Below are 20,599 nucleotides of genomic sequence, written 5' to 3'. Positions count from 1 at the left end.
CTCTCCCTATTGGGCCGGTCAGGGCAGTAGTGCCCGTCTACAGCACTCTGCCTGCTAGCAGATCTTCCGGGATGTCTGCCTTCGTTATGACCTGCTTGGGGCCGATGAAGCGTCGAGCAACCAGCAGGCCCGCGTCATGGGCCGCAGTGCCGGCATGGCTGGCGGACGCGTCGGCGATTAGCCACGGAGTTAAGCCACGCTCGAATGCGTCAACCGCGCCCTTCAGCACGCAACTCTCAGTCGCGATCCCGCAAAAATAGAGTTCCTTCCAGCCTCGCCGTTCGACCAGCCGCGCACCTTCAGGAGTGAAGGGGCTGTAAATCTTCTTGTCAAGGGTTGCCCCTCGCTCGGCATATGGCAGCAGTTCGGGCACGATGTCGGTATCGGGAGATGATTGGAGTCTCCGCCATCCGAAGAAGCGCTCGAACGGGCTGCCAGGGTAGTTCAGGTACCGGGTAAAAAGCGTGTCGCCGCCGGCTGCCTGCCAGCGGCGTACCAGGTCGACGACGACAGGCACGATGTGCGCTGACTGCTCTCGTACGAAGCCGTTTTGCATGTCGGTTACGACAAGTACAGGGCGACCGGATGTCATTGGCTCAACCTCGATCCGTATCACGGAGGGTTTCGATGGCTTGGTCTAGTGCTGGCATTAGGTCACACGTTCGCAGGATTGCTCGGCGCATCGCCTGATGCTGTCCGGTCTCCCGTAGGCGGGAAACAGCAAGCCGGGAGCGCACTCCCCGAAGGTAGCGCCATCCATGTTCCGGCGGCACCTGTGGGTCTCGCCCCTGTTCTATCTGGCGGCCGATCGCGTCGCTATATGCCCACATGGATTGAATCGCAAGCTCGCACGAGATTATCTCGGACTCGGTTAGGGAGCGCTCGGCAGAGATCGGGTGGTACACGACTCCGGACCATGAGGCGTAGCCCGCAGAGATTCCCGGTACGCCGAATGATTCGATGCCTGCGTGATCGTACGATTCGGCTAGCAACAACTGCTCGACCAGTTCGGCATGCGCCAAGTGTTCGTCGTCCATCGGCCGATCGCGGTGCAACAACACCTTCGGCGTCGACATGATGCGGAGCGCGGTTCCTAGTAGCTCTGCCGGCCATGCAGGCTCAACAACCCAATGAGCACCGAGAACGTACACCGCAGACTCATCCGCAACCGGCGCGGTGGGCGCGAGGTAATCGATAGCCCATTTGATGTTGTCGCCATAGGAGGCGACCCGCCACGCGGCTAGTGCCGCGATCGTGGACAACTGCACAGGTTCGACAAGGTGGAAGACCACCGACCCGCACGGCCAGACGTAGAGGGTGCAGTCGCCTTCCGGGTGCTCGACTGGTGCCGAGTAGCAGGTGTGCCACTGTCTCACGGCCGGCGTGCAGCCTGCGCTCTCCCGCAACCGGGCGGCCCCCTCAGCGCCGACGAACGCCGTCACGAACTTGTGAGACCGTGCCGTGAAATGCGGCCGGTCCTCGGCGTTGCCGGTCAGTTCGCCGAACAGGTCGTGGGGCTTTGCGTCGTACGCCAGGCAGTAGAGCTGCCGGTAGATCGGGTCGGTGACCGCTACGCGCCCGGTCTCGTGTCGGTACATCGCCTTTTCGATGGCCTCGACTGTGGGTGTCTCGCGGATGCCGCGCTGTTGGCCGACGCGGTGCAGCTCTCGCGCAGCGCGCTTGCGCGACTCCCAGCCGGCCGCCTTCCTGCGGTTGACCAACACGAGATTGGGCTTGTACTGCCGTGGGACCTCAGTGGACATAGGGCGTGTCCTTCGTGTCCGTGCGTAGGACCTGCCTGGATCGCTGCTCGGCGGGCAGTCTCATTGGCAGGCGAGCAAGGTGCCGCCGCAGACGGGAGCCGAGGACAGGAGGCACCAGATGATCCGACCTAGCCGGTGGTGCCTTTACGCGGCCTCTCGGCCTGCCACTTCCGGATCGTCTCGGGCTGCCACGCCGGGGACCGGCCGAACATCCGGTCAGGCGCGGGAGCCTGCCCGCGTGAGACGTAAGAAGCCCAGGTTGCGCGACTGATCGGGGCACCTACCGAGGCGAGGTAGGTGCGTACGTGGTCTGTCGTCCACCAGTCGGCGGGCAGGTCGGCGTCAGTCATCAGTACAAGCCTACGCGGTACAGGTGCTTGCGCGAATACAACGTGGCGTTGTAGCGTCACGAATACAACGCCACGCTGTATCTCGTCAGTTGGGGTCCGGGGAAGGCAGTGCGTAACAGCACTGCGCGCCTACGTCCCGCTGTGCGGTCGTTCATTGAGAACTTCAGAGCAGAAGCGCCGCGTTTGATCTGGCTTGCGGTATTCCCGCCTTGAGTCACACGGTGGCCGACCTCGGTAGATCCCGAGCGAGCGGGCCGAGCGGGTCGGGTCTTGGCGCGCGGAACGTCTTCTGCCTCTCTGCATATGCCCCGGGGTGGGGTGTCGCGCCGTTCTGGTGCGCGGCCTTCCCGGGTTTTCCGTCCTTGATCCCGCTTGTGGAGGTGAGCCGTCATGACCGTGAGCGTCTTCGCTGCCGTTCGAGTGACTACCAAGAGCAGCGCCGTGTGGCGTACCTGCAACCGGTGCGACCGGCTCGCCCCGCTGGCACCCGATGAGCGTCACTGCCGGTCCTGTCCGCCGGCTGTGCGTTCTCGCCGTTCCGGAAGGAACCGATCGAAGTGATCACCAATCTCCCCACCACCACCGCCGCCGCCGAGCCGACCGCTGGCGACCTGGCCGCGATCGACGCGGAGTGGCCGCTGATCGCGGCCGAGCTGGACCTGCTCGACGCCGAGATCACCCTGATCTACGCCGAGGACCACGGCGGCCCGACCGCGCTGGACTGGCGTCGGTTGCGCCGGGCCGAGGCCCGCGTCACCCGCGCCGCCACCGACACCGCGACCCGCACCGACCCGCGCCGCGCGGCCTGATGGCCCGCATCCGCGCCGCCTACTTCGACCCGGACGGAGCAAGGTTCGGCATCCCTACCTACTGGTGGAAGGGTGCCCCGCCCGGCTACGCCACCCGCCGCCAACTGACCGCCGCCGGCCTACGCCCCGGCGGTCAACCCGTCGCCGCTCAGATCCTCTGGCAAGGGATCGGCGGCACCCGCACCGCCTACCTCTACCGCCTCGACCTCGCCGCGCCCAAGCGCACCGCGACCCCCGCGCAGCGCGCCGCGATCGGCAAGGCGCTCACGGCCCGCCGGACCTGCCGTACCTGCCACACGGTGCGGCCGTACTTCATCCCGCGCTCGCTGGGCGAATGCCTCGCGTGCGCCTTCCCCCAGGAGGACGCAGCATGACCGCCCCCACCATCAACGGCACCCGCTACCCCCAACCCATCGAAGACCTGCTTCCGGCGGCCCGCGCGCTGGACCTGCCGGACGGGGAGGCGTTCCCGTCGCGCAACCGGCTCATGCGGGAGTTCCGCATCGGCGCACCGAAGGCCGGCGAACTGCTGACCCTGCTCAAGACCGAGCCCGCCGCGCCGCCGGCCGACGCCACCGACCCGGGCACCCCGGACCCGGCACCCGCGCCGGTCGCACCCGAGGCCGCCCCGCCGGTCGAGCCGGACCCGACGCCCGCCCCGGAGATCACGCCGCCCGAGCCGGTCGAGCAGGTCGCGCCGGTCAGTCGCCCGGACACGCCCGCCCCGCCCACGCCGGTCCGGTCGGCGGTGGTGTGGCCGGTGGTGCTGCTGGCCCTGCCCGCGTTCGTCGCCATCTGGTCCGGGTGGGTCGGCCTCGGCGGACTCACCGGATTCGGCATCGTGCACCCGCTCCCGGGCATCTGGGACAGCTTCTCCATCAACAGCGCGATCACCCTCCCGATCGGCGTGGAGACCTACGGCGCGTACGCCCTCTACGTGTGGCTGTCCGGCCGGGTGCCCGAGCGGGCACGCCGGTTCGCCAAGTGGTCCGCCCTCGGCTCCCTCGCCATCGGCGCACTCGGTCAGGTCGCCTACCACCTGCTCGAAGCGGCCGGGGTCACGTCGGCCCCGTGGTGGATCACTACCGCCGTGGCGTGCCTGCCGGTGGCGGTGCTCGGCATGGGCGCCGCGCTCGCGCACCTGGTGCGTACGCACGACTAGTTCCGCCCGGCGGCACGGCCCCTGGCCTGGAAACCGATGCCGTGCCGCCGGCCCTCCCATCCGGCACCTAGACCTTCAGGAGAGATCACTGATGTTGTCACCCTTGCGAGCGCTGCGGAAAGCAGCGACCCGCTTGCGGCCCCGCCGCCCGATCTGGCTCGGCACGCCGCTGCGCGCCACCATCGCTCCCGCCGCGAGCGGCGGATACATCCTGCTCATCGACTACAACCAGGGCACCGAGTGGGTCGACCTGCCGATCCGCATGCAGGAGTACGACCGGCCCGATGAGCGAGAGTTCACCGCCGTTGCCGCCGCCCTCGCCGAGCGCCGTCTGATCCGCACCACCCCGTGGGGGATCGACGCCTACGGCCGTCTGTGCGCCCCGATCGCTGTCATCCGCACCGGGAAGGAGTCCCGATGAGCGCCCCGAACAACGAGCCCGGCGACCGTTTCGACTGGCAGGCCGCCGAGAACGACCTCACCAGCCCGTCCGGGGAGGGTGCCGAGGTGGTCGACCTGGACGACGCCCGCGCCCGCCGGGTGCCCCGCCCCCGACCGCCGGCCGAGGCGGACGACACGGAGCAGGACGACGCCGAGACGGTCGACGACGGGCCGGAACGCGTCGGCGGGTTGGTGGACGCGGCTGAGGACATTCCGCCGGAGGTGTTGGCCCGGCAGCGGGAGCGCCGGCCGATCCTGGCCGAGTGGGCGCGCTCGTGGCGCGGTATGCGCGCCGCCGTGCGGCACCAATCGAAGGATGCCGGCTACGTGACCGCCTACCACGTGGTGCGGCTGCCGAAGTACGCGGCGAAAACCGCTGTGTGGGCACCGGTCGGGCTGTTCCGCGGCCTCGGTCGGGCGGTGCACTGGGCCAGTGCCGAAGAGGGCAACTGGCACCTGCGGCAGGCCGCCGCGTCGCGTGGTGAGGCCGACGTGTGGCTCAAGCTCGACGCCCGCCGGCAGCGCCAATCGGTGTGGCGGTGGTGGGTGCTCGCCTTCGGTGCCGGCGCGACTGTCGCCGGGGCGATCGTGCTCACCGTGGGTCCGCCGTGGTGGCGATGGGTCGCTCTCGCGGCGGTGGTGCCGCTGCTGGCCACGCTCGGGCGACCGGCGGACAAGCCGCTCACCGACCGGGTCACCGAGGGCACCCGCTACCGCAAGCTGACCGCCGAGCTGGTCCGCCGGGCGTTGACCTCGTTGCAGATGGCCGCGATCAACTCAGCGGTTGCCAAGGACCCCAAGGCCATTTCGTTCCCGGTGGACATTCACCGCGACGGCCCCGGGCACCTGGCCGTGGTCGACCTGCCGTACGGGGTGGAGGCCGCCGAGGTGGTCGCCCGGCGCGGCCGGTTGGCGTCGGCGATGCGGCTGCCCCTCGACCAGGTATGGCCCGAACCGGCACCCGGTCACACGGGCCGGCTGGCGTTGTGGGTCGGGTACGAGCCGGCGTCGCAGATGAAGCAACCCGCGTGGCCGCTGCTGTCCGAGTCAGCGAAGGTGGACGTGTTCAAGGCGTTCCCGTTCGCCACCACGCCCCGCCTCGACACGGTGGCGGTGGACCTGATGTTCCGCAACTACCTCTTCGGCGGCCAGCCCGGCAGCGGCAAGACATTCGCGCTACGCGATCTGATCCTCGCCGCCGCGTTGGACGCCCGCACCGAAATCCGAGGCTACGAACTCAAGGGCGTTGGCGACTTCGCGGTGCTTGAGCCGGTGATGGCGGAGTACGGCAACGGCTTCGATGACGACACCCTCGCCCGCTGCTTCGCCTTCATCGAGTGGCTGTACGAAGAGTGCCGCCGCCGCTCCAAGCGCATCGAGCACTACGCCCGGTTGGGCAAGGCTCCCGAGAACAAGGTGACCCCGGAACTGGCGTCGCTCAAGGGATCGGGCCTTCACCCGCTGGTGGCGTGGTTCGATGAGCTGCAAGAGCTGATGACCAGCAAGTACGGCAAGGAAGCCGGAGAGATCCTGGAGAAGGTCATCAAGCTCGGCCGGGCGTTGGGTGTGATCATCCTGATCGGGACGCAGATCCCGGACAAGGACAGCTTGCCGACCGGCATCACCCGCAACGTCAACTCCCGGTTCTGCCTGTCCGTGGCCGACCAGACCGCTAACGACATGATCCTTGGGACGTCGGCGTACAAGAATGGCTACCGGGCGACCGTGTTTCAGCCGGTGGCCGAGGCCGGGTGGGGCATCCTGCGCGGCTTCGGTGCGAAGGCGTCGGCGGTTCGGTCGTTCTACGTCGACACCACCGCCGCCGCCCGCATCGTCGCCCGCGCCGTCGCGCTGCGCACCACGGCCGGGACACTGCCGAAGCTGGACGAGCAAACCCGCGACGTCGCCCCGGTCGCCGACGTCCTCGGCGACCTCGCCCGCGTCTGGCCGGGCGATGAGAAGGCGGTGTGGAACGAGACGCTGTGTGCGCTGCTGGTCGAGCTGCGACCCGACGTCTACGGCGGGTGGGAGGCCGCGCAGCTCACCACCGCGCTCAAGCCCCACCCGCTCGTGAAGGTCGCCGACGTGGGCCGGCGCATCGACGGCAAGGCCACCACCCGACGCGGCATCAAGCACCCCGACGTGCTCGCCGCGATTGCGGAGCGTGACCGCAAGCGGTCCGCCAGCTAACCGCCTCTGGGGGTGCTAGCGCTAGCGGCCCGTCCTGCTAGCGCTAGCACCCTCGCTAGCACCCGATCCGAATCATGAGCTGCGACCTAGCAGATAGCAGCTCACGGCCCCGTGCACCCAAAAACCGGCCCGGGAGGCACCTGTGAACCCCCACCTGACCGCCGCTATCACCCTCGCCGCGATCCCCGCCCTGATCACGCTCGGTTACGCCGGGCTGTGTTGGGTCAAGCCCGTCAAGACCTGCCAGCGGTGCGCCGGCACCGGCCGCATCACCACCCGCGTGCTCCACCGCCCGCGTGCCTGCCGGCGCTGCGACCGAGGCCACCGACTGCGCACCGGACGACGCGTCTACAACCACTTTCACCGCCTACGCGCCGAGGCCAACCGATGAACCGCCGCGCCCGCGCCGGGCACACCGATTGGTGCGGCAAAGACCACCGCTGCGGCCTCGGCGAGCACCGCTCGGAAGAGATCGTGGTCGACATTCCCGGCCGCTCCCGTGCCGTCCTGGTCAGGGTCCGCACCGCCGCCGGCCGCGAACACGCCGAGGTCCGCGTGAGGGTTGCGCTCGCGCCGGGCGAGGTGGCGGCGCGGCGGCAGTTGGTCGGGTTGCTCGGTGACCTGCGCCAGGCCGTGACCCGCGCCGCCATTGCGGGCCGTCCCCGACCGAGGCGGGCCGCCTGATGTCTGCTGCACGCCACGATGGGCCGTCGCCGCGTGACGCCCGGTTGTCCGGGTTGGAGGTGTGGCTCACCGGCACGCCGGCCGAGCTGGACGCCGCGACCGCCGCGCTGGTCGACGCCGGGCACCTCACGCAGCACGGCACCCGCCGGCCGCTGACCGGTGCCGACGCGGGCCGCTACCGGCTCTATCTACGCCTCAGCGTCGCCGCCGCCCGGCAGCGGCCCACCGGCACCCCGGACGCCTCCGGTGGCGCGCTGATCGACCTCACGGCCGCCCGCGCTGCTCGCCGTCCGGCCTGACCCGATTCCCCCGAACCTTTGGGAGATGCCCCATGCCTGACCTGTTGACCGCCGCGCTCGCGCACGCTGCGCGCGGCTGGCACGTCTTTCCCCTGCGTCCCGACGACCGGCCCGACAACCCGGATGCGGCCAAGCGGCCCGCGTTCCCGAACCGTTGCACCGCCGAGCGCTGCCCTCGTACCGACCCGCGCTGCCGCGTCGCCGGCCGTCACGTCGGCTGGGAGGAACGAGCCACCACCGACCCCGGCCGGATCCGCCGGGCGTGGTCGACCCGCCCCTACGGCATCGGCATAGCGTGTGGCCCGTCCGGGCTGGTCGTGGTCGACCTGGACGTGCCCAAGCACGCCGACGACACGCCGCCGCCGCAGTGGGCCGGGGCGGGTGACGGCCTGGACGTGTTCGCCACCCTCGCCGCCGGGCACGGCGGTATCGACGCCACGTACACCGTGACCACGGCCAGCGGCGGCAGTCACCTCTACTACCGCCACCCCGCCGGCCCGGAGCTGCGCAACACGACCGGCGACCGGGGCGGGCTGGGCTGGAAGGTCGACACTCGCGCCCACGGCGGCTACGTGGTGGGCGCCGCAAGCACCGCCGCCGGCCACCCGTACGCGGTGGCGTTGGACTGCGACCCCGCGCCACTGCCCGCGTGGGTGGCTGGGCTGCTCGCCCCCGCCCCGCGACCCGCGCACCGCCCGGCCCCGGTGGCGCTGCCGGCCGATCGGCGCGGCGCGTACCTCGCGGCAGCGATCCGCCGGCAGGTCGGCCACCTCACCGCCGCCCCGGAGGGGCAGCGCAATCACGCCCTGTTCGCCTCAGCCGTGGCGCTCGGGCAGCTCGTGGCGGGAGGTGCGCTCACCGCCGCCGACGTGAGCGCCGTGTTGGAACCGGCCGCGTTGTCGCTCGGCCTGCCGGCTGGGGAGGTCGCGCGCACGATCGCGTCGGGGCTGCGGACCGGGGCGCGCAACCCGCGCACCCTTGCCGGGGTGGGGAGGGCTGCGGCATGACGACCCGGTTGCAGATCGGCTCTGGCCCCGAAACGATCCGCGTGCTCAAAGCGGCGCTGGTCGACGGGTTGCTCCCCGACACTTACGTGTCCGCCGGTTCCCTGGTGCACATGGAGGCCGTTTCCGGTGGGCTGGCCACCGCCGCCGATGAGGACTCGCCGCTGCCGGTGTCGGCCAGCATGGTCAACCCTGCCGGGCTGGCCGGGCTGCTTGCCGAGCACGCCTACGTGTACCGGCTCAAGACCCGCAAGAGCGACACCGGCGACCCCGAAATGTACGAAGACGAGGTGACCCCACCCCGGGACATCCTGTCCTCGGTGCTGGCCGGGAAGACGTGGCCGGGCGTGCCGCCGCTGCGCGGGATCATCGGTGCCCCGGTTCTGCGCCGGGACGGCACCCTGCTCCAACAGCCCGGCTACGACCCTGCGACCGGCCTCTACCTGGCATCCAAGGTGGCGCTTCCTCCGGTGCCGGACGAACCGACCCCGGAGCAGGTCGATGAGGCGCGCACGTTCCTGCTCGGCCGGTTCCTGCGGGACTTCCCGTGGGCGTCCGCGGCTGACCGGGCGAACTACGTGGCGCTGCTGGCCACGCCGATCCTGCGGCACTTCACCCGCTCCCTGACGCCGTTCGCGCTGATCGACGCGACCATGCCGTCATCGGGTAAGACGATCCTCACGGCCGGGCCGGGGATGCTCTACGGCCAACGGGTCATGACCTGGGCCTACTCGGATGAGGAACTGCGCAAGTCCATCACGGCGGTGCTGGCCGAGCAGGTCGGTGTGGTGATCTGGGACAACCTGGCCGAGGGCACCGTCATCGACTCGGCCGTGCTCGCCCAGCTCGTCACCTCCGGCGTGTGGTCCGACCGGCAGCTAGGGGCGTCGCGCAACGTCGCCACCGTCAACGACCGGCTGTGGATGGCCACCGGCAACAACCTCCAGGTCGGCGGGGACATGGCTTCCCGCACGGTGCGGGTGCGCCTCGACCCGGACATGCCCCGCCCCGAGCTGCGCGACCAACGCGGGTTCGGCATTCCGCACCTTGACCAGTGGATCACCGACCCAGCCAACCAACTCACCGTCCTGTGGCACCTGCTCGTGCTGGTGCTCGACTGGACAAGGCGCGGCGCACCCCGAGTGAGCGGGTTGTCGATGCGGCAGTTCACCCCGTGGGCGCAAGCCCTCGGCGGGTTCCTGGCACATCACGGCATCGACGGGTTCCTGACCAACGCGGCCGATATTCGTGAGATCGATGAAGACGAAACGCGCTGGCGCGCGTTCCTCACTTGCTGGCACGACCGCCACGGCGGCCGTGCGATGACCGCCGCCGAACTGCGGCAAGACGGCGAGCCCATGCACCTCGGCAGCGACGTCAACGACCCGTGGGATGGGCAGTTCATCACCACCCACAACGGCCGGCTACCCAACCCGCTGCAACTCGGCCGGCTCCTGACCGGGCAGGCCGGGCGGTGGCGCGGTGAGCACGTCGTGCGTGCCGGCCGCAACGACCGAGGTGACCGGTCCGTGTTCTGGGTGGAGCGGCACGAGGGGTAAACCCGCTGAACCATCTCCGCATCTCCGCAACGCCGCACCGACCCCTCACCACCTGGGGAAACACTCTGCGGAGATCAGACCAAAGAGGTTCATCGATCTCCGCATCTCCGCAACCAACTGCGGAGATCCCGGCTCTTTGCGGAGATGACCCTCACCACCCCGCTCTATCTCCGCAAGCATTCGCCCAGCTCACGGCCATGTTTGCGGAGATGCGGAGATGCGGAGATGGTTCAGCCCCTCCCGCAACGAGCGCCGACCACCGCGACCGGCCCGCGCAGACCGGCCCGCTGAGAGCCCCTGAGCCGAACCGGCCCATGCCATCACCCCGGCCGGCTCGAAATCTTGGCCCTACGGCGATCTCAGCCGCCCGCCCTAGCGGCCGTCATCGATCCGCCTGCCGCACCTAGCAACTGACCCTCGCCCGACGAGAACGCCCACCACCGGCGCTCTCAACACGACGGAACAACGGGGAGAAGCCGTGCCCACGCCAGAAACTCGCGTCGTCCTGACCATCGAAGAAGCCGCCCAACGACTCGGGATCGGCCGCACCACCATGTACGCCCTCATCAAAGCCGGCCAGATCCGCACCGTCACCATCGGCCGTCTCCGGAGGGTGCCGACGTTCTGCCTCGACGAGTACGTGCGGAACCTGCTCGCCGAGCCGAACCACCTCGACCGCGCCGCCTGACGAAAGGAGACAGCCAATGGGACGTAAGCCGAATGGCGCATCGAGCATTTACAAGGGCGGTGACGGCTATTGGCACGGCCGCGTGACGGTCGGCGTGAAGGACAACGGGAAGCCGGACCGGCGGCACGTCCAGGCGAAGACCGAGGCCGAGGTGATCCGCAAGGTTCGCGCCCTCGAACGGGAGCGGGACAACGGCACTGTACGGAAGCCGGGGCAGCGCTGGACGGTCGAGAAGTGGCTCATGCACTGGGTCGAGAACATCGCCGGCCCGGTGGTTCGTACGAACACCCTCGACGGCTACCGGGTGGCCGTCCGTCGGCACTTGATCCCGGGCGTGGGCGCCCACCGCCTCGACCGCTTGGAGCCGGAGCACCTGGAGAAGCTATATGCCCGCATGTTGGCCAACGGCAGCGCTGCCGGAACTGCCCACCAGGCGCACCGGACGATCCGCACCGCGCTCGGCGAGGCAGTGCGCCGGGGGCACCTTGCGCGGAATCCCGCTGCGCTGGCCAAGCCACCTCGCCTCCCGGATTCCGAGGTGCAGCCGTACTCCATTCCCGAGGTGCAGGCGATCCTTCACGCGGCGGCATCGCGGCGGAACAGCGCCCGGTGGGCGGTAGCGCTCGCCCTCGGGCTGCGCCAGGGTGAAGCGCTCGGCCTGAAATGGCCGGACGTGGATCTCAACAACGGAGCGCTGACCGTGCGCCGCGCGCTTCTCCGGCCGAAATGGCGGCACGGCTGTGACGGGAAATGCGAGCAGAAGTTGCCCGGTCAGTGTCCCGACCGGGTGAACGAGCGGCCGGTAGCGGCAGACACCAAATCCCGCGCCGGCCGCCGTTCCATCGGCCTGCCGGATGCCCTGATCGGCCTACTCCGACAGCACCGGGAGGAACAAGACGCCGAGCGCGAAACTGCCGCCCAGCTCTGGCGCGATGAGGGCTGGGTGTTCGCCTCACCGACCGGCGGGGCGATCCATCAGGCGACGGACTACGACGAGTGGAAACGGCTGCTCAAGCTCGCCGGAGTGCGGGACGGCCGGCTACATGACGCGCGGCACACCGCCGCCACTGCGCTACTAGTCCTCGGCGTCTCCGGCCGCGCGGTAATGGGCATTATGGGCTGGTCCAACTCGGCAATGGCCGTCCGTTACCAGCACATGACCGATCAGGTGCGCCGGGACATCGCGCAGCAGCTCGGCGGACTTCTCTGGGGCGACCCGCCGTGCGGGCCGGGGGAGAGTAGCGACGAACCGCCGCCCGGCCGTCCGGAACAAGGCAAGTGAGACTACAACTGAGACGGCAGCGACCGTAGAGACGACTCAGGGCCGGTCCCCGTGGGGGCCGGCCCTGTCGTTTGTCCTGCTCAAGCGAGCGGAGGATACGAGATTCGAACTCGTGAGGGTGTTAACCCAACACGCTTTCCAAGCGTGCGCCCTAGGCCTCTAGGCGAATCCTCCGCGAGCCAGGATACAGGTCTCCCGACGGCGGGCCACCCCACCCTCCCGGAAGATCCACAACCCTTCGGGTAGGCTTGGCGTCACCTCCCGTGCGGCGGTACCTCGTGAACCTCCCCAGGGCCGGAAGGCAGCAAGGATAAGCGAGCTCTGCCGGGTGCACGGGAGGCCTTTCTGTCTCCCGGGCCGGGTAACGTCGCTGCGGGTCGGGTCACGGGGTGGTGGGTGGTCACCCGGGGCCGACCGGCGCAGAATGGCTCGGTCGAGAGGAGGCGGGGCGGGTGGCACTGGCCCTTTACCGCAAGTACCGGCCGCGGACGTTCGCCGAGATCATCGGCCAGGATCACGTCACCGAGCCGTTGTCGCAGGCGCTGCGCAGCGGCCGGCTGAACCACGCGTACCTCTTCTCCGGCCCCCGGGGCTGCGGCAAGACCTCCAGCGCCCGGATCCTGGCCCGCTCGCTCAACTGTGAGCAGGGCCCCACGCCCGAGCCGTGCGGGCAGTGCGAGTCCTGCCGTTCGCTCGCGACCGACGGTGCCGGCTCGATCGACGTGATCGAGATCGACGCGGCCAGCCACGGTGGTGTCGACGACGCCCGTGAGCTGCGGGAGAAGGCGTTCTTCGCGCCGGCCCGCAGCCGCTTCAAGATCTACGTCATCGACGAGGCGCACATGGTCTCGTCGGCCGGCTTCAACGCGTTGCTGAAGCTGGTCGAGGAGCCCCCGGAGTACGTCAAGTTCATCTTCGCCACCACCGAACCGGAGAAGGTCCTCGGCACGATCAAGTCGCGGACCCACCACTACCCGTTCCGGCTGATCCCGCCGAAGGTGCTCCGTCCCTACCTTGAGCAGCTCTGCGAGGCCGAGGGCGTCACTGTCGATCCGGCTGTATTCCCGCTGGTGGTCCGCGCCGGTGGCGGCAGCGCCCGGGACAGCCTCTCCGTACTCGACCAGCTCATCGCCGGCGCCGGCCCGGAGGGTGTCGGCTACGCCCGGGCCGCCGCGTTGCTCGGCGTCACCGACTCGGCGCTGATCGACGAGATGTGCGACGCGCTCGCCGCCGGTGACGGCGCCGCCGCGTACGCGACTGTCGACCGGGTCGCCGAGGCCGGCCACGACCCGCGCCGCTTCGCCTCCGACCTGCTGGAACGCCTCCGCGACCTGATCGTGCTCCAGCAGGTGCCGGATGCCGCCGCCAAGGGCCTCATCGACGGCCCGGCCGACCAGATCGAGCGGATGGCCGCCCAGGCGCAGCGCCTCGGCCCGGCCACGCTGTCCCGCTGCGCGGACATCGTGCACAACGGCCTGGTCGAGATGCGCGGCACCACGGCGCCCCGGCTGCTGCTGGAGCTGATCTGCGCCCGGATGCTGCTGCCCGGCGCGGACGACTCGTCCGGCGGCCTGCTCCAGCGCCTGGAGCGGATGGAACGCCGGCTGACGCTGGGCGGCGTCGAGCCGTCGCCGTCCGCGCATCCCACCCAGACCCCTGAGGTACGCCCGGCGGCTTCCGCCCCGGGCGCGGCTGCCGCCGCGGTCCACCCGGACACCGCCGGCACGCCGGCGGCTCCCGGTGCCCCGACCGGTGCCGCCGCCGCACGTGCCGCCGCAGCCGCCGCTGCCGGTTCCCGCAGCGCCGCGCCCGGTTCCCGCCCGGGCTCTGCCGTCGGGGCTACCGGCTCCCGTCCCGCCCCGGCCGGTGCGGCTGCCGACGCCGGCCCGGCCGCTGCCGATTCCGGCTCGTCGACGACCGAGGCGACAGCGGCTGCCGGAACTCACCCCGGCACGGACGCCGGGTTCTCCGCGTCGGCCTCCGAGCGGTCAACTGCCGGCCCGACGACTTCCGGTCAGGCCGCCGCCCGCCGCCCGGTGCCGCCGTCTGCGGTGATGCCCGACCCCGCCACGCCCGAGCCGCCCCGCCCCGGCGCGGCGAATCCGGGGGCGCTCGACGCGGTGGCGGTGCGCCGGGTCTGGCCCGAGGTAGTAGGCAAGGTGAACCGGAGCAACAAGCGGATCGCCGCGCTGATGCGGGACGCGGTGGTGCGCGACTTGGACGGCGACACGCTCGTACTGACCGTGAAGTCGACGGTGCTGGCGAAGATGATGGCCGACCACGCGGCCGTGCTGACCGACGCGCTCTACGAGGAGTTCGGCGGTCGCTGGCAGATCCGCTGCGAGGTGGCGGGCGAGCGCGGCGCCGCATCGCTCGGCGGCCCGTCCCGCCCGTCCGGCGCGGCACGAGCGCAGACCGACAGCACGCCCGACCGCGCACCGTCCGACAGCGTCCCGGGTCGCCCGGCGTCCGCTCCGACGGCTCCGGGGTCGTCCGACACCTCACCCGGTCGCCCGGCCCCCGGAGTGGCGGCCAACGCTCAGGCGCGCTCCGCTTCCGGCAGCTCGGGCGACTTCTCCCACTCGACCACACCCGACGGGAGCCGTCCTGGCTCGACGGACGCCGGACCGGGCCGTCCTGACTCCGGCGCTGCCGGTCGTCCGGCATCCGCCGGTCTCGGCGACGCCCCGGGACAGCCGGTGTCCGGCTCGACCGGTGCCACGGGCAACCGAACCCTCGGCAGTCAGGGCGCGGCCGGGCAGGCCGACGAGGACGACTGGCCGGAGCCGGTGCGGCCCGGTGGCGCGGCGACCGCTGCCGCCTCGGCCGCGAGCACCGGCGACGCGGAGGACTGGCCGGCGGCGGCACGTCCGGGCGGGGGCACGGCGACCGCTACCGCCCCTGTCGCCGTACCCAAGCCTGCCGCACCCCCGACGGCGCCGGCCGGTGGCGCGAGGCCGGGGGGCGGTGGGCCGAAGAACAGCGCGATCGCGGCGGCGCGTGCCGCAGCGGCGGCGGCTGCTGCGGGCGGCGGTCCCGGCAAGGGGTCGCGCGCGGCGCAGCCGGCGCGGAAGACGGCCGACGCCGAATGGGCGGGCGAGCCGCCCTACGACCCGGACTTCGACGGCCCGGTGCGGGGTGGGCGGGCGCCCGCCGCGGCGCCGGCCTACGAGGGGTTCGACCCGGGCGACGAGCCGCTCGACGACGTGATCGACGAGCGGACGGCCCGGCAGTCGAGCGAGGAGCAGGCGGTTCAGCTGCTGCGTGAGACGTTCGGGGCCGAGAAGATCGACGAGGTGGACGCGCGCTGAGCGCGCGCCGACCGCGAAGGAGCCGCGCCGTGGCCCGACTAGGCTGGGCGCGGCCGAGCAGACGAGTGGAAGAAGGAGCGGTCCGTGCGCCCAGGTGGACAGCCGAACATGCAGCAGATGCTGAAGCAGGCGCAGAAGATGCAGCAGCAGATCGCCAAGGCCCAGGCCGAGCTGGCCGAGGCGGAGCTGACCGGCACCGCCGGCGGTGGCCTGGTCACCGCCACAGTCGCCGGCACCGGTGAGCTGAAGGCGATCAAGATCGACCCGAAGGCGGTCGACCCGGAGGACGTCGAGACGCTCGAGGACCTGGTGGTCGCGGCCGTGCACAACGCCGCCGAGGCGGCCCGCGAGCTGACCGAGAAGAAGATGGGCCCGGTCGCGGGCGGCATGGGCGGCCTCGGCCTGCCCGGGTTCTGAGCCGGCAGATGTACGAGGGTGCCATCCAGGACCTGATCGACGAGCTGGGCCGGCTGCCGGGCGTGGGCCCGAAGAGCGCCCAGCGGATCGCGTTCCATGTGCTGTCGGCGGATCCGGCCGACGTGAACCGGCTGGCCGGCGCGCTGCGCAAGGTCAAGGACCTGGTCCGGTTCTGCACGACCTGCTACAACGTGGCCGAGTCGGAGCAATGCCGGATCTGCCGCGATCCCCGGCGTACCGACGAGGTGCTCTGCGTGGTCGAGGAGCCCAAGGACGTGGTGGCGATCGAGCGGACCGGCGAGTTCCGCGGGCGCTACCACGTGCTCGGTGGCGCGATCAATCCGTTGGAGGGCATCGGTCCGGACAGCCTGCGGATCCGTGAGCTGATGACGCGCCTCGGCAGTGGTTCGGTACGTGAGCTGATCCTGGCCACCGACCCGAACACCGAAGGCGAGGCGACCGCCACCTATCTGGCGCTGATGGTCAAGCCGATGGGGATCGCGGTGACCCGGCTGGCGAGTGGGCTGCCGGTCGGCGGCGATCTGGAGTACGCCGACGAGATCACGCTGGGCCGCGCGTTCGAGGGGCGCCGAGCCGTCTGAGTTGTGCCGCGTCGCTTCCGGCGGGTGCCCTGCGGGGTGCCCGCCGGACGTGTTCGCGCGCTGGAACCCGGCGCGCGCCGATCTGACACGAACGTGCGTCCGGGACCGGATCGACGTAATAAATTCGGCCTTCAAACCGACGAAAATTCGGCGCTAGGCAGTGTTCTCCTTCGAATCGAATGCCTCGATCCAGAACAGACACGATTCGATACCAACCCGCCCCCCGCCCGTTTCCGCGCCGTCCACCCGAGGGCTAAGGTCTGCGCACATCGGTGACCCTGTCACCACGTTGTCCGTACCCCCAAGGACGAGGTGAAGCACCATGCGTGCATCCAGGCCGAAGGTCGCAATCGCGGCCGTCGCGGTCGCGGCCCTCGCGGTTGCAGGCTGCGCCGAGAGCGACCGTGAGAGCGGCTCCGGAGGAAATAGCAAGAAGGACACCCTCGTCTTCGGCGTCGCCGGAGACCCGAAGGTGCTCGACCCCAGCTTCGCCAGCGACGGTGAGTCGCTGCGCGTGGCGCGCCAGGTCTTCGAGACGCTGGTCCGTCCGGAGGAGGGCGGCACCAAGGTGACGCCGGGCCTCGCGGAGTCCTGGACGCCGGACGCGGCGGGCACCACCTGGACCTTCAAGCTCCGCTCGGGCGTGAAGTTCCACGACGGCACCGACTTCAACGCCGAGGCCGTCTGCGCCAACTTCGACCGCTGGTACAACGCCAAGGGCCTCATGCAGAGCCCGGACGTGACCGCGTACTGGCAGGACGTCATGGGCGGGTTCGCCAAGAACGAGGACCCGGAGCTGGGGCCGAGCCTCTTCAAGTCCTGCACCGCCAAGGACGCCACCACTGTGGACCTCACGTTCACCCGGGTCTCCAGCAAGATCCCGGCCGCGCTGATGCTGCCGTCGTTCTCGATCCAGAGCCCCAAGGCGATGGAGCAGTACGACGCCAGCAACGTGACCGGCACCGCCGAGGACATCAAGTACCCGGCGTACGCGATGGAGCACCCGACCGGCACCGGCCCGTTCAAGTTCAAGGCGTGGGACATCGCGAACAAGACGCTCACCATCGAGCGCAACGACGACTACCACGGCGAAAAGGCCAAGCTGAAGACCATCATCTTCAAGACGATCTCGGACGAGAACGCCCGCAAGCAGGCGCTCCGCTCGGGTGACATCCAGGGCTACGACCTCGTCGGCCCGGCGGACGTGGAGCCGCTGAAGAAGGAGGGCTTCAACGTCCTCACCCGGCCCGCCTTCAACATCCTCTACCTGGCGATCAACCAGAAGGGGAACCCGAAGCTGGCCGACCTGAAGGTCCGGCAGGCCATCGCGCACGCGCTGAACCGGCAGGCCCTGGTCGACTCGAAGCTCCCCCCGGGCGCCAAGGTCGCGATGAACTTCTTCCCGGACACCGTCGAGGGCTGGAACGGCGACGTCACCAAGTACGACTACGACCCGGCCAAGGCCAAGGCTCTGCTGGCCGAGGCGGGCGCGTCGAACCTGACGCTGCGGTTCCACTACCCGACCGAGGTCACCCGGCCGTACATGCCGAACCCGAAGGACATCTTCGAGCTGCTCTCGGCGGACCTCAAGGCGGTCGGCATCAACGTCCAGGCCATCCCGCTCAAGTGGAGCCCGGACTACCTGAACGCCACCACCTCCGGCAACAAGCACGACCTGCACTTCCTCGGCTGGACCGGTGACTACGGCGACGCGTACAACTTCATCGGCACCTTCTTCGACCGCCAGAAGGACGAGTGGGGCTTCAACAACCCCGCGCTCTTCGCGCAGTTCAAGGACGCCGACACCACCGCCGACGTGGCGGCCCGGACGGAGAAGTACAAGGCGCTGAACAAGACGATCATGGACTTCCTGCCGGGTGTGCCGATCTCGCACTCCCCGCCGGCGATCGTGTTCGGCAAGGACGTGACCGGGGTCAAGGCGAGCCCGCTCACCGACGAGCGGTACTCGAGCGCAGAGTTCAAGTGATCTGAACGCACCGTACGCGGGCGGGCGCTGTGACCACAGCGCCCGCCCGCACCCCTCCGCACACCCTCCGAGGCGCCCGTGTTCCGGTTCATCGTCAGACGCCTGCTACAGCTGATACCCACGCTGTTCGGGCTCTCCGTTTTGCTGTTCATCTGGCTCCGCCGACTTCCCGGCGGTCCCGAGACCGCGATCCTCGGTGAACGGGGCACGCCCGAGTCCCGCGCCGCGATCCGGCGCAACCTCGGTCTCGACGAGCCGATCCTGGTTCAGTACGCCCGTTTCCTGCGGCGGATGATCCGGCTCGACCTGGGCACGTCGACCGGCACGAAGCGGGCCGTCACCACGGAGTTCCTGGAGCGGTTCCCCGGCACCGTCGAGCTGACCGTCATGGCCATGATCCTCGCGGTCGGCATCGGGATCCCGCTCGGCTACCTCGCCGCCCGCCGCCGCGGCCGGTTCCTCGACCACGCCTCGGTCGGCGGATCGCTCATCGGCATCTGCATCCCGGTCTTCTTCCTGGCGTACGTGCTCAAGGCGATCTTCGCCGAGAACCTGGGTTGGTTCCCCTCCAGTGGCCGGCAGGACCCGACCATCGGGGCGACCCGGGTCACCAACTTCTTCGTCCTCGACGGGATCATGACCCGCGAGTGGGACGCCGCCGCCGACGCGCTCTGGCACCTCGTGCTGCCGGGCATCGCGCTGGCGAGCATCCCGCTCGCGATCATCGTCCGGATCACCCGGGCCAGCGTCCTGGAGGTGCTCAACGAGGACTTCGTCCGGACCGCCGAGGCCAAGGGCCTGACCGAGCGGACCGTCCGTCGCCGGCACGTGCTGCGTAACGCGATGCTGCCGGTGGCCACCTCGATCGGTCTGCAGACCGGTCTCCTGCTCTCCGGCGCGGTGCTCACCGAGACCGTGTTCGCCTTCAGCGGCATCGGCGCGTTCGTCGCCGAGTCGATCAGCCAGCGCGACTATCCGGTGCTGATGGGCTTCATCATGATCATTGCGGTGGTGTACGTGCTGGTGAATCTCCTGGTCGACCTCTCCTACAGCGTGATCGACCCGAGGGTGAGGGTGCGATGACCATCACCGGAGGAAAGAAGCGCGAGAAGATCGACCGGCTCGCCGAACTGTCCGCCCGCGAGGACGAGCAGGGGGTGAGCCTCTGGAAGGAGGCGTTCCGCCGCCTGCGGCGCAACCCGGCGGCCATCATCGGCGTCGTCATCCTGGCCGTCTTCGTCCTGGTCGCGGTGATCGGGCCGTTCTTCGTCCCGTACAGCCCGACGGACTCGATCGGCATCCGGGAAGGGCTGGTCAAATCCGGCCAGGGCGTCATCCCGGGTGCCTCCGCCGACCACTGGCTGGGCTTCGACCACCAGGGCCGGGACGAGTTCAGCCGGCTGGTCGTCGGGGCCCGGCAGACGCTGCTCGTCGGCGTGGTCTCCACCCTGATCGGTCTCGCGGTCGGCGCGCTGATCGGCGGCGTCGCCGGCGCGGCGGCCGGGCTGGGCGGACGCTGGGGCCGCTGGATCGACAGCACCCTGATGCGCTTCATCGACATGCTGCTGGCCATGCCGAGCCTGCTGCTCGCGGTGAGCATCGCGGCGCTGCTCGGCGCCAGCCTCACCACCGTGATGATCGCCGTCGGTGTGGTGTCCGTGCCGATCTTCGCCCGGCTGCTGCGCGGCTCGATGATCGCGCAGTCCAACAGCGACTACGTGCTGGCGGCGACGGCGCTCGGCGTGAAGCGGTCGAAGATCGCCCTCACCCACGTGGTGCCGAACTCGATCGCCCCGGTCATCGTCCAGGCCACGCTGACGCTGGCGACCGCGATCATCGAGGCCGCCGCGCTCTCCTTCCTCGGCCTCGGCAACCCCGACTCGGCCATCCCGGAGTGGGGCGTCATGCTCGCCGACGCGCAGCCGTACCTGGGCATCCGGCCGGGCCTGGCGATCTACCCGGCGCTCGGCATCATCATCACCGCGCTCGGTTTCACCCTGCTCGGCGAGGCGATGCGCGAGGCCCTCGACCCGAAGCTGCGGAAGTAGGTC

19 protein-coding genes, 1 tRNA gene and 1 other RNA gene are annotated in these 20,599 nt (G+C 70.2%); 18 read left to right on the top strand and 3 right to left on the bottom strand.

The window, feature by feature from the left end; all coding sequences use genetic code 11:
• Positions 1-37: 37 nt before the first annotated feature.
• Together KBX43_RS15600 and KBX43_RS15595 are read right to left on the bottom strand one after the other, a co-directional pair.
• The gene (locus KBX43_RS15600; RefSeq protein ID WP_210885085.1) at positions 38-592 is read right to left on the bottom strand and encodes a cysteine hydrolase; all 555 of its coding nucleotides are present in this window, start codon (positions 590-592) and stop codon (positions 38-40) included.
• A gap of 4 nt (positions 593-596) precedes the next feature.
• The gene (locus KBX43_RS15595) at positions 597-1,763 is read right to left on the bottom strand and encodes a hypothetical protein (protein ID WP_210885083.1); all 1,167 of its coding nucleotides are present in this window, start codon (positions 1,761-1,763) and stop codon (positions 597-599) included.
• Positions 1,764-2,670: 907 nt separating this feature from the next.
• Here KBX43_RS15595 and KBX43_RS15590 point away from each other — a divergent pair.
• The 11 genes from KBX43_RS15590 (at position 2,671) to KBX43_RS15540 (ending at position 12,231) form a co-directional block, all read left to right on the top strand.
• Positions 2,671-2,922, top strand: coding sequence for a DUF6284 family protein (locus tag KBX43_RS15590; RefSeq protein WP_307851534.1), 252 nt, complete (start codon positions 2,671-2,673; stop codon positions 2,920-2,922).
• The gene (locus tag KBX43_RS15585) at positions 2,922-3,296 is read left to right on the top strand and encodes an RRQRL motif-containing zinc-binding protein (protein WP_210885081.1); all 375 of its coding nucleotides are present in this window, start codon (positions 2,922-2,924) and stop codon (positions 3,294-3,296) included. The genes KBX43_RS15590 and KBX43_RS15585 overlap by 1 nt, the downstream gene beginning before the upstream one ends.
• Complete coding sequence (locus KBX43_RS15580; protein WP_210885079.1) at positions 3,293-4,084, top strand: ABC transporter permease; 792 nt, start codon at positions 3,293-3,295, stop codon at positions 4,082-4,084. The genes KBX43_RS15585 and KBX43_RS15580 overlap by 4 nt, the downstream gene beginning before the upstream one ends.
• Before the next feature lie 133 nt (positions 4,085-4,217).
• Positions 4,218-4,505 (top strand): hypothetical protein, encoded by a 288-nt coding sequence (locus KBX43_RS15575; RefSeq protein WP_247677438.1) that lies wholly within the window; start codon positions 4,218-4,220, stop codon positions 4,503-4,505.
• Positions 4,502-6,715, top strand: coding sequence for a cell division protein FtsK (locus tag KBX43_RS15570; protein ID WP_210885075.1), 2,214 nt, complete (start codon positions 4,502-4,504; stop codon positions 6,713-6,715). Before KBX43_RS15575 ends, KBX43_RS15570 begins: the two co-directional genes overlap by 4 nt.
• Before the next feature lie 387 nt (positions 6,716-7,102).
• On the top strand, positions 7,103-7,399 hold the full coding sequence (locus tag KBX43_RS15565; RefSeq protein WP_210885073.1) for a hypothetical protein: 297 nt from the start codon (positions 7,103-7,105) through the stop codon (positions 7,397-7,399).
• Positions 7,399-7,698 carry a hypothetical protein gene (locus KBX43_RS15560; RefSeq protein ID WP_210885071.1) on the top strand — a complete coding sequence of 100 codons (300 nt, stop codon included), beginning with the start codon at positions 7,399-7,401 and terminating at the stop codon, positions 7,696-7,698. The genes KBX43_RS15565 and KBX43_RS15560 overlap by 1 nt, the downstream gene beginning before the upstream one ends.
• Before the next feature lie 32 nt (positions 7,699-7,730).
• Positions 7,731-8,705, top strand: coding sequence for a bifunctional DNA primase/polymerase (locus tag KBX43_RS15555; RefSeq protein ID WP_210885070.1), 975 nt, complete (start codon positions 7,731-7,733; stop codon positions 8,703-8,705).
• Positions 8,702-10,261, top strand: coding sequence for a hypothetical protein (locus KBX43_RS15550; RefSeq protein WP_210885062.1), 1,560 nt, complete (start codon positions 8,702-8,704; stop codon positions 10,259-10,261). The genes KBX43_RS15555 and KBX43_RS15550 overlap by 4 nt, the downstream gene beginning before the upstream one ends.
• A gap of 478 nt (positions 10,262-10,739) precedes the next feature.
• Positions 10,740-10,949 carry a helix-turn-helix domain-containing protein gene (locus tag KBX43_RS15545; RefSeq protein WP_210885060.1) on the top strand — a complete coding sequence of 70 codons (210 nt, stop codon included), beginning with the start codon at positions 10,740-10,742 and terminating at the stop codon, positions 10,947-10,949.
• A gap of 16 nt (positions 10,950-10,965) precedes the next feature.
• The gene (locus KBX43_RS15540; RefSeq protein ID WP_210885058.1) at positions 10,966-12,231 is read left to right on the top strand and encodes a site-specific integrase; all 1,266 of its coding nucleotides are present in this window, start codon (positions 10,966-10,968) and stop codon (positions 12,229-12,231) included.
• A gap of 89 nt (positions 12,232-12,320) precedes the next feature.
• Here the strand turns inward: KBX43_RS15540 and KBX43_RS15535 are convergent.
• Positions 12,321-12,405 (bottom strand) — tRNA-Ser (locus KBX43_RS15535).
• 81 nt (positions 12,406-12,486) lie between these two features.
• On the opposite strand from KBX43_RS15535, the gene ffs reads away from it, so the two are divergent.
• From ffs to KBX43_RS15500, 7 genes are all read left to right on the top strand, one after another.
• An RNA gene (gene ffs / locus KBX43_RS15530) (signal recognition particle sRNA small type) lies at positions 12,487-12,576 on the top strand.
• A gap of 107 nt (positions 12,577-12,683) precedes the next feature.
• Positions 12,684-15,542 (top strand): DNA polymerase III subunit gamma and tau, encoded by a 2,859-nt coding sequence (locus KBX43_RS15525; RefSeq protein ID WP_210885055.1) that lies wholly within the window; start codon positions 12,684-12,686, stop codon positions 15,540-15,542.
• A gap of 108 nt (positions 15,543-15,650) precedes the next feature.
• A complete protein-coding gene (locus KBX43_RS15520; RefSeq protein ID WP_030502117.1) occupies positions 15,651-15,959 on the top strand; it encodes a YbaB/EbfC family nucleoid-associated protein in 309 nt (102 codons plus the stop codon).
• Between the two features lie 8 nt (positions 15,960-15,967).
• Positions 15,968-16,561, top strand: a complete 594-nt coding sequence (recR, locus tag KBX43_RS15515) for a recombination mediator RecR (RefSeq protein WP_210885053.1) — start codon at positions 15,968-15,970, stop codon at positions 16,559-16,561.
• Between the two features lie 322 nt (positions 16,562-16,883).
• A complete protein-coding gene (locus KBX43_RS15510; RefSeq protein WP_104114940.1) occupies positions 16,884-18,548 on the top strand; it encodes an ABC transporter substrate-binding protein in 1,665 nt (554 codons plus the stop codon).
• 78 nt (positions 18,549-18,626) lie between these two features.
• Positions 18,627-19,631, top strand: coding sequence for an ABC transporter permease (locus KBX43_RS15505; RefSeq protein WP_069089549.1), 1,005 nt, complete (start codon positions 18,627-18,629; stop codon positions 19,629-19,631).
• A complete protein-coding gene (locus KBX43_RS15500) occupies positions 19,628-20,596 on the top strand; it encodes an ABC transporter permease (RefSeq protein ID WP_113973605.1) in 969 nt (322 codons plus the stop codon). The genes KBX43_RS15505 and KBX43_RS15500 overlap by 4 nt, the downstream gene beginning before the upstream one ends.
• The last annotated feature ends 3 nt before the right edge of the window (positions 20,597-20,599 follow it).

The sequence above is a fragment of the Micromonospora sp. C41 genome (assembly GCF_018070485.1).
In the GTDB taxonomy this organism is placed as follows: Bacteria; Actinomycetota; Actinomycetes; order Mycobacteriales; family Micromonosporaceae; genus Micromonospora; species Micromonospora chalcea.
The sequence above is the reverse complement of the archived record's forward strand: the minus strand, read 5'-3'. Positions and strand labels throughout refer to the sequence as shown.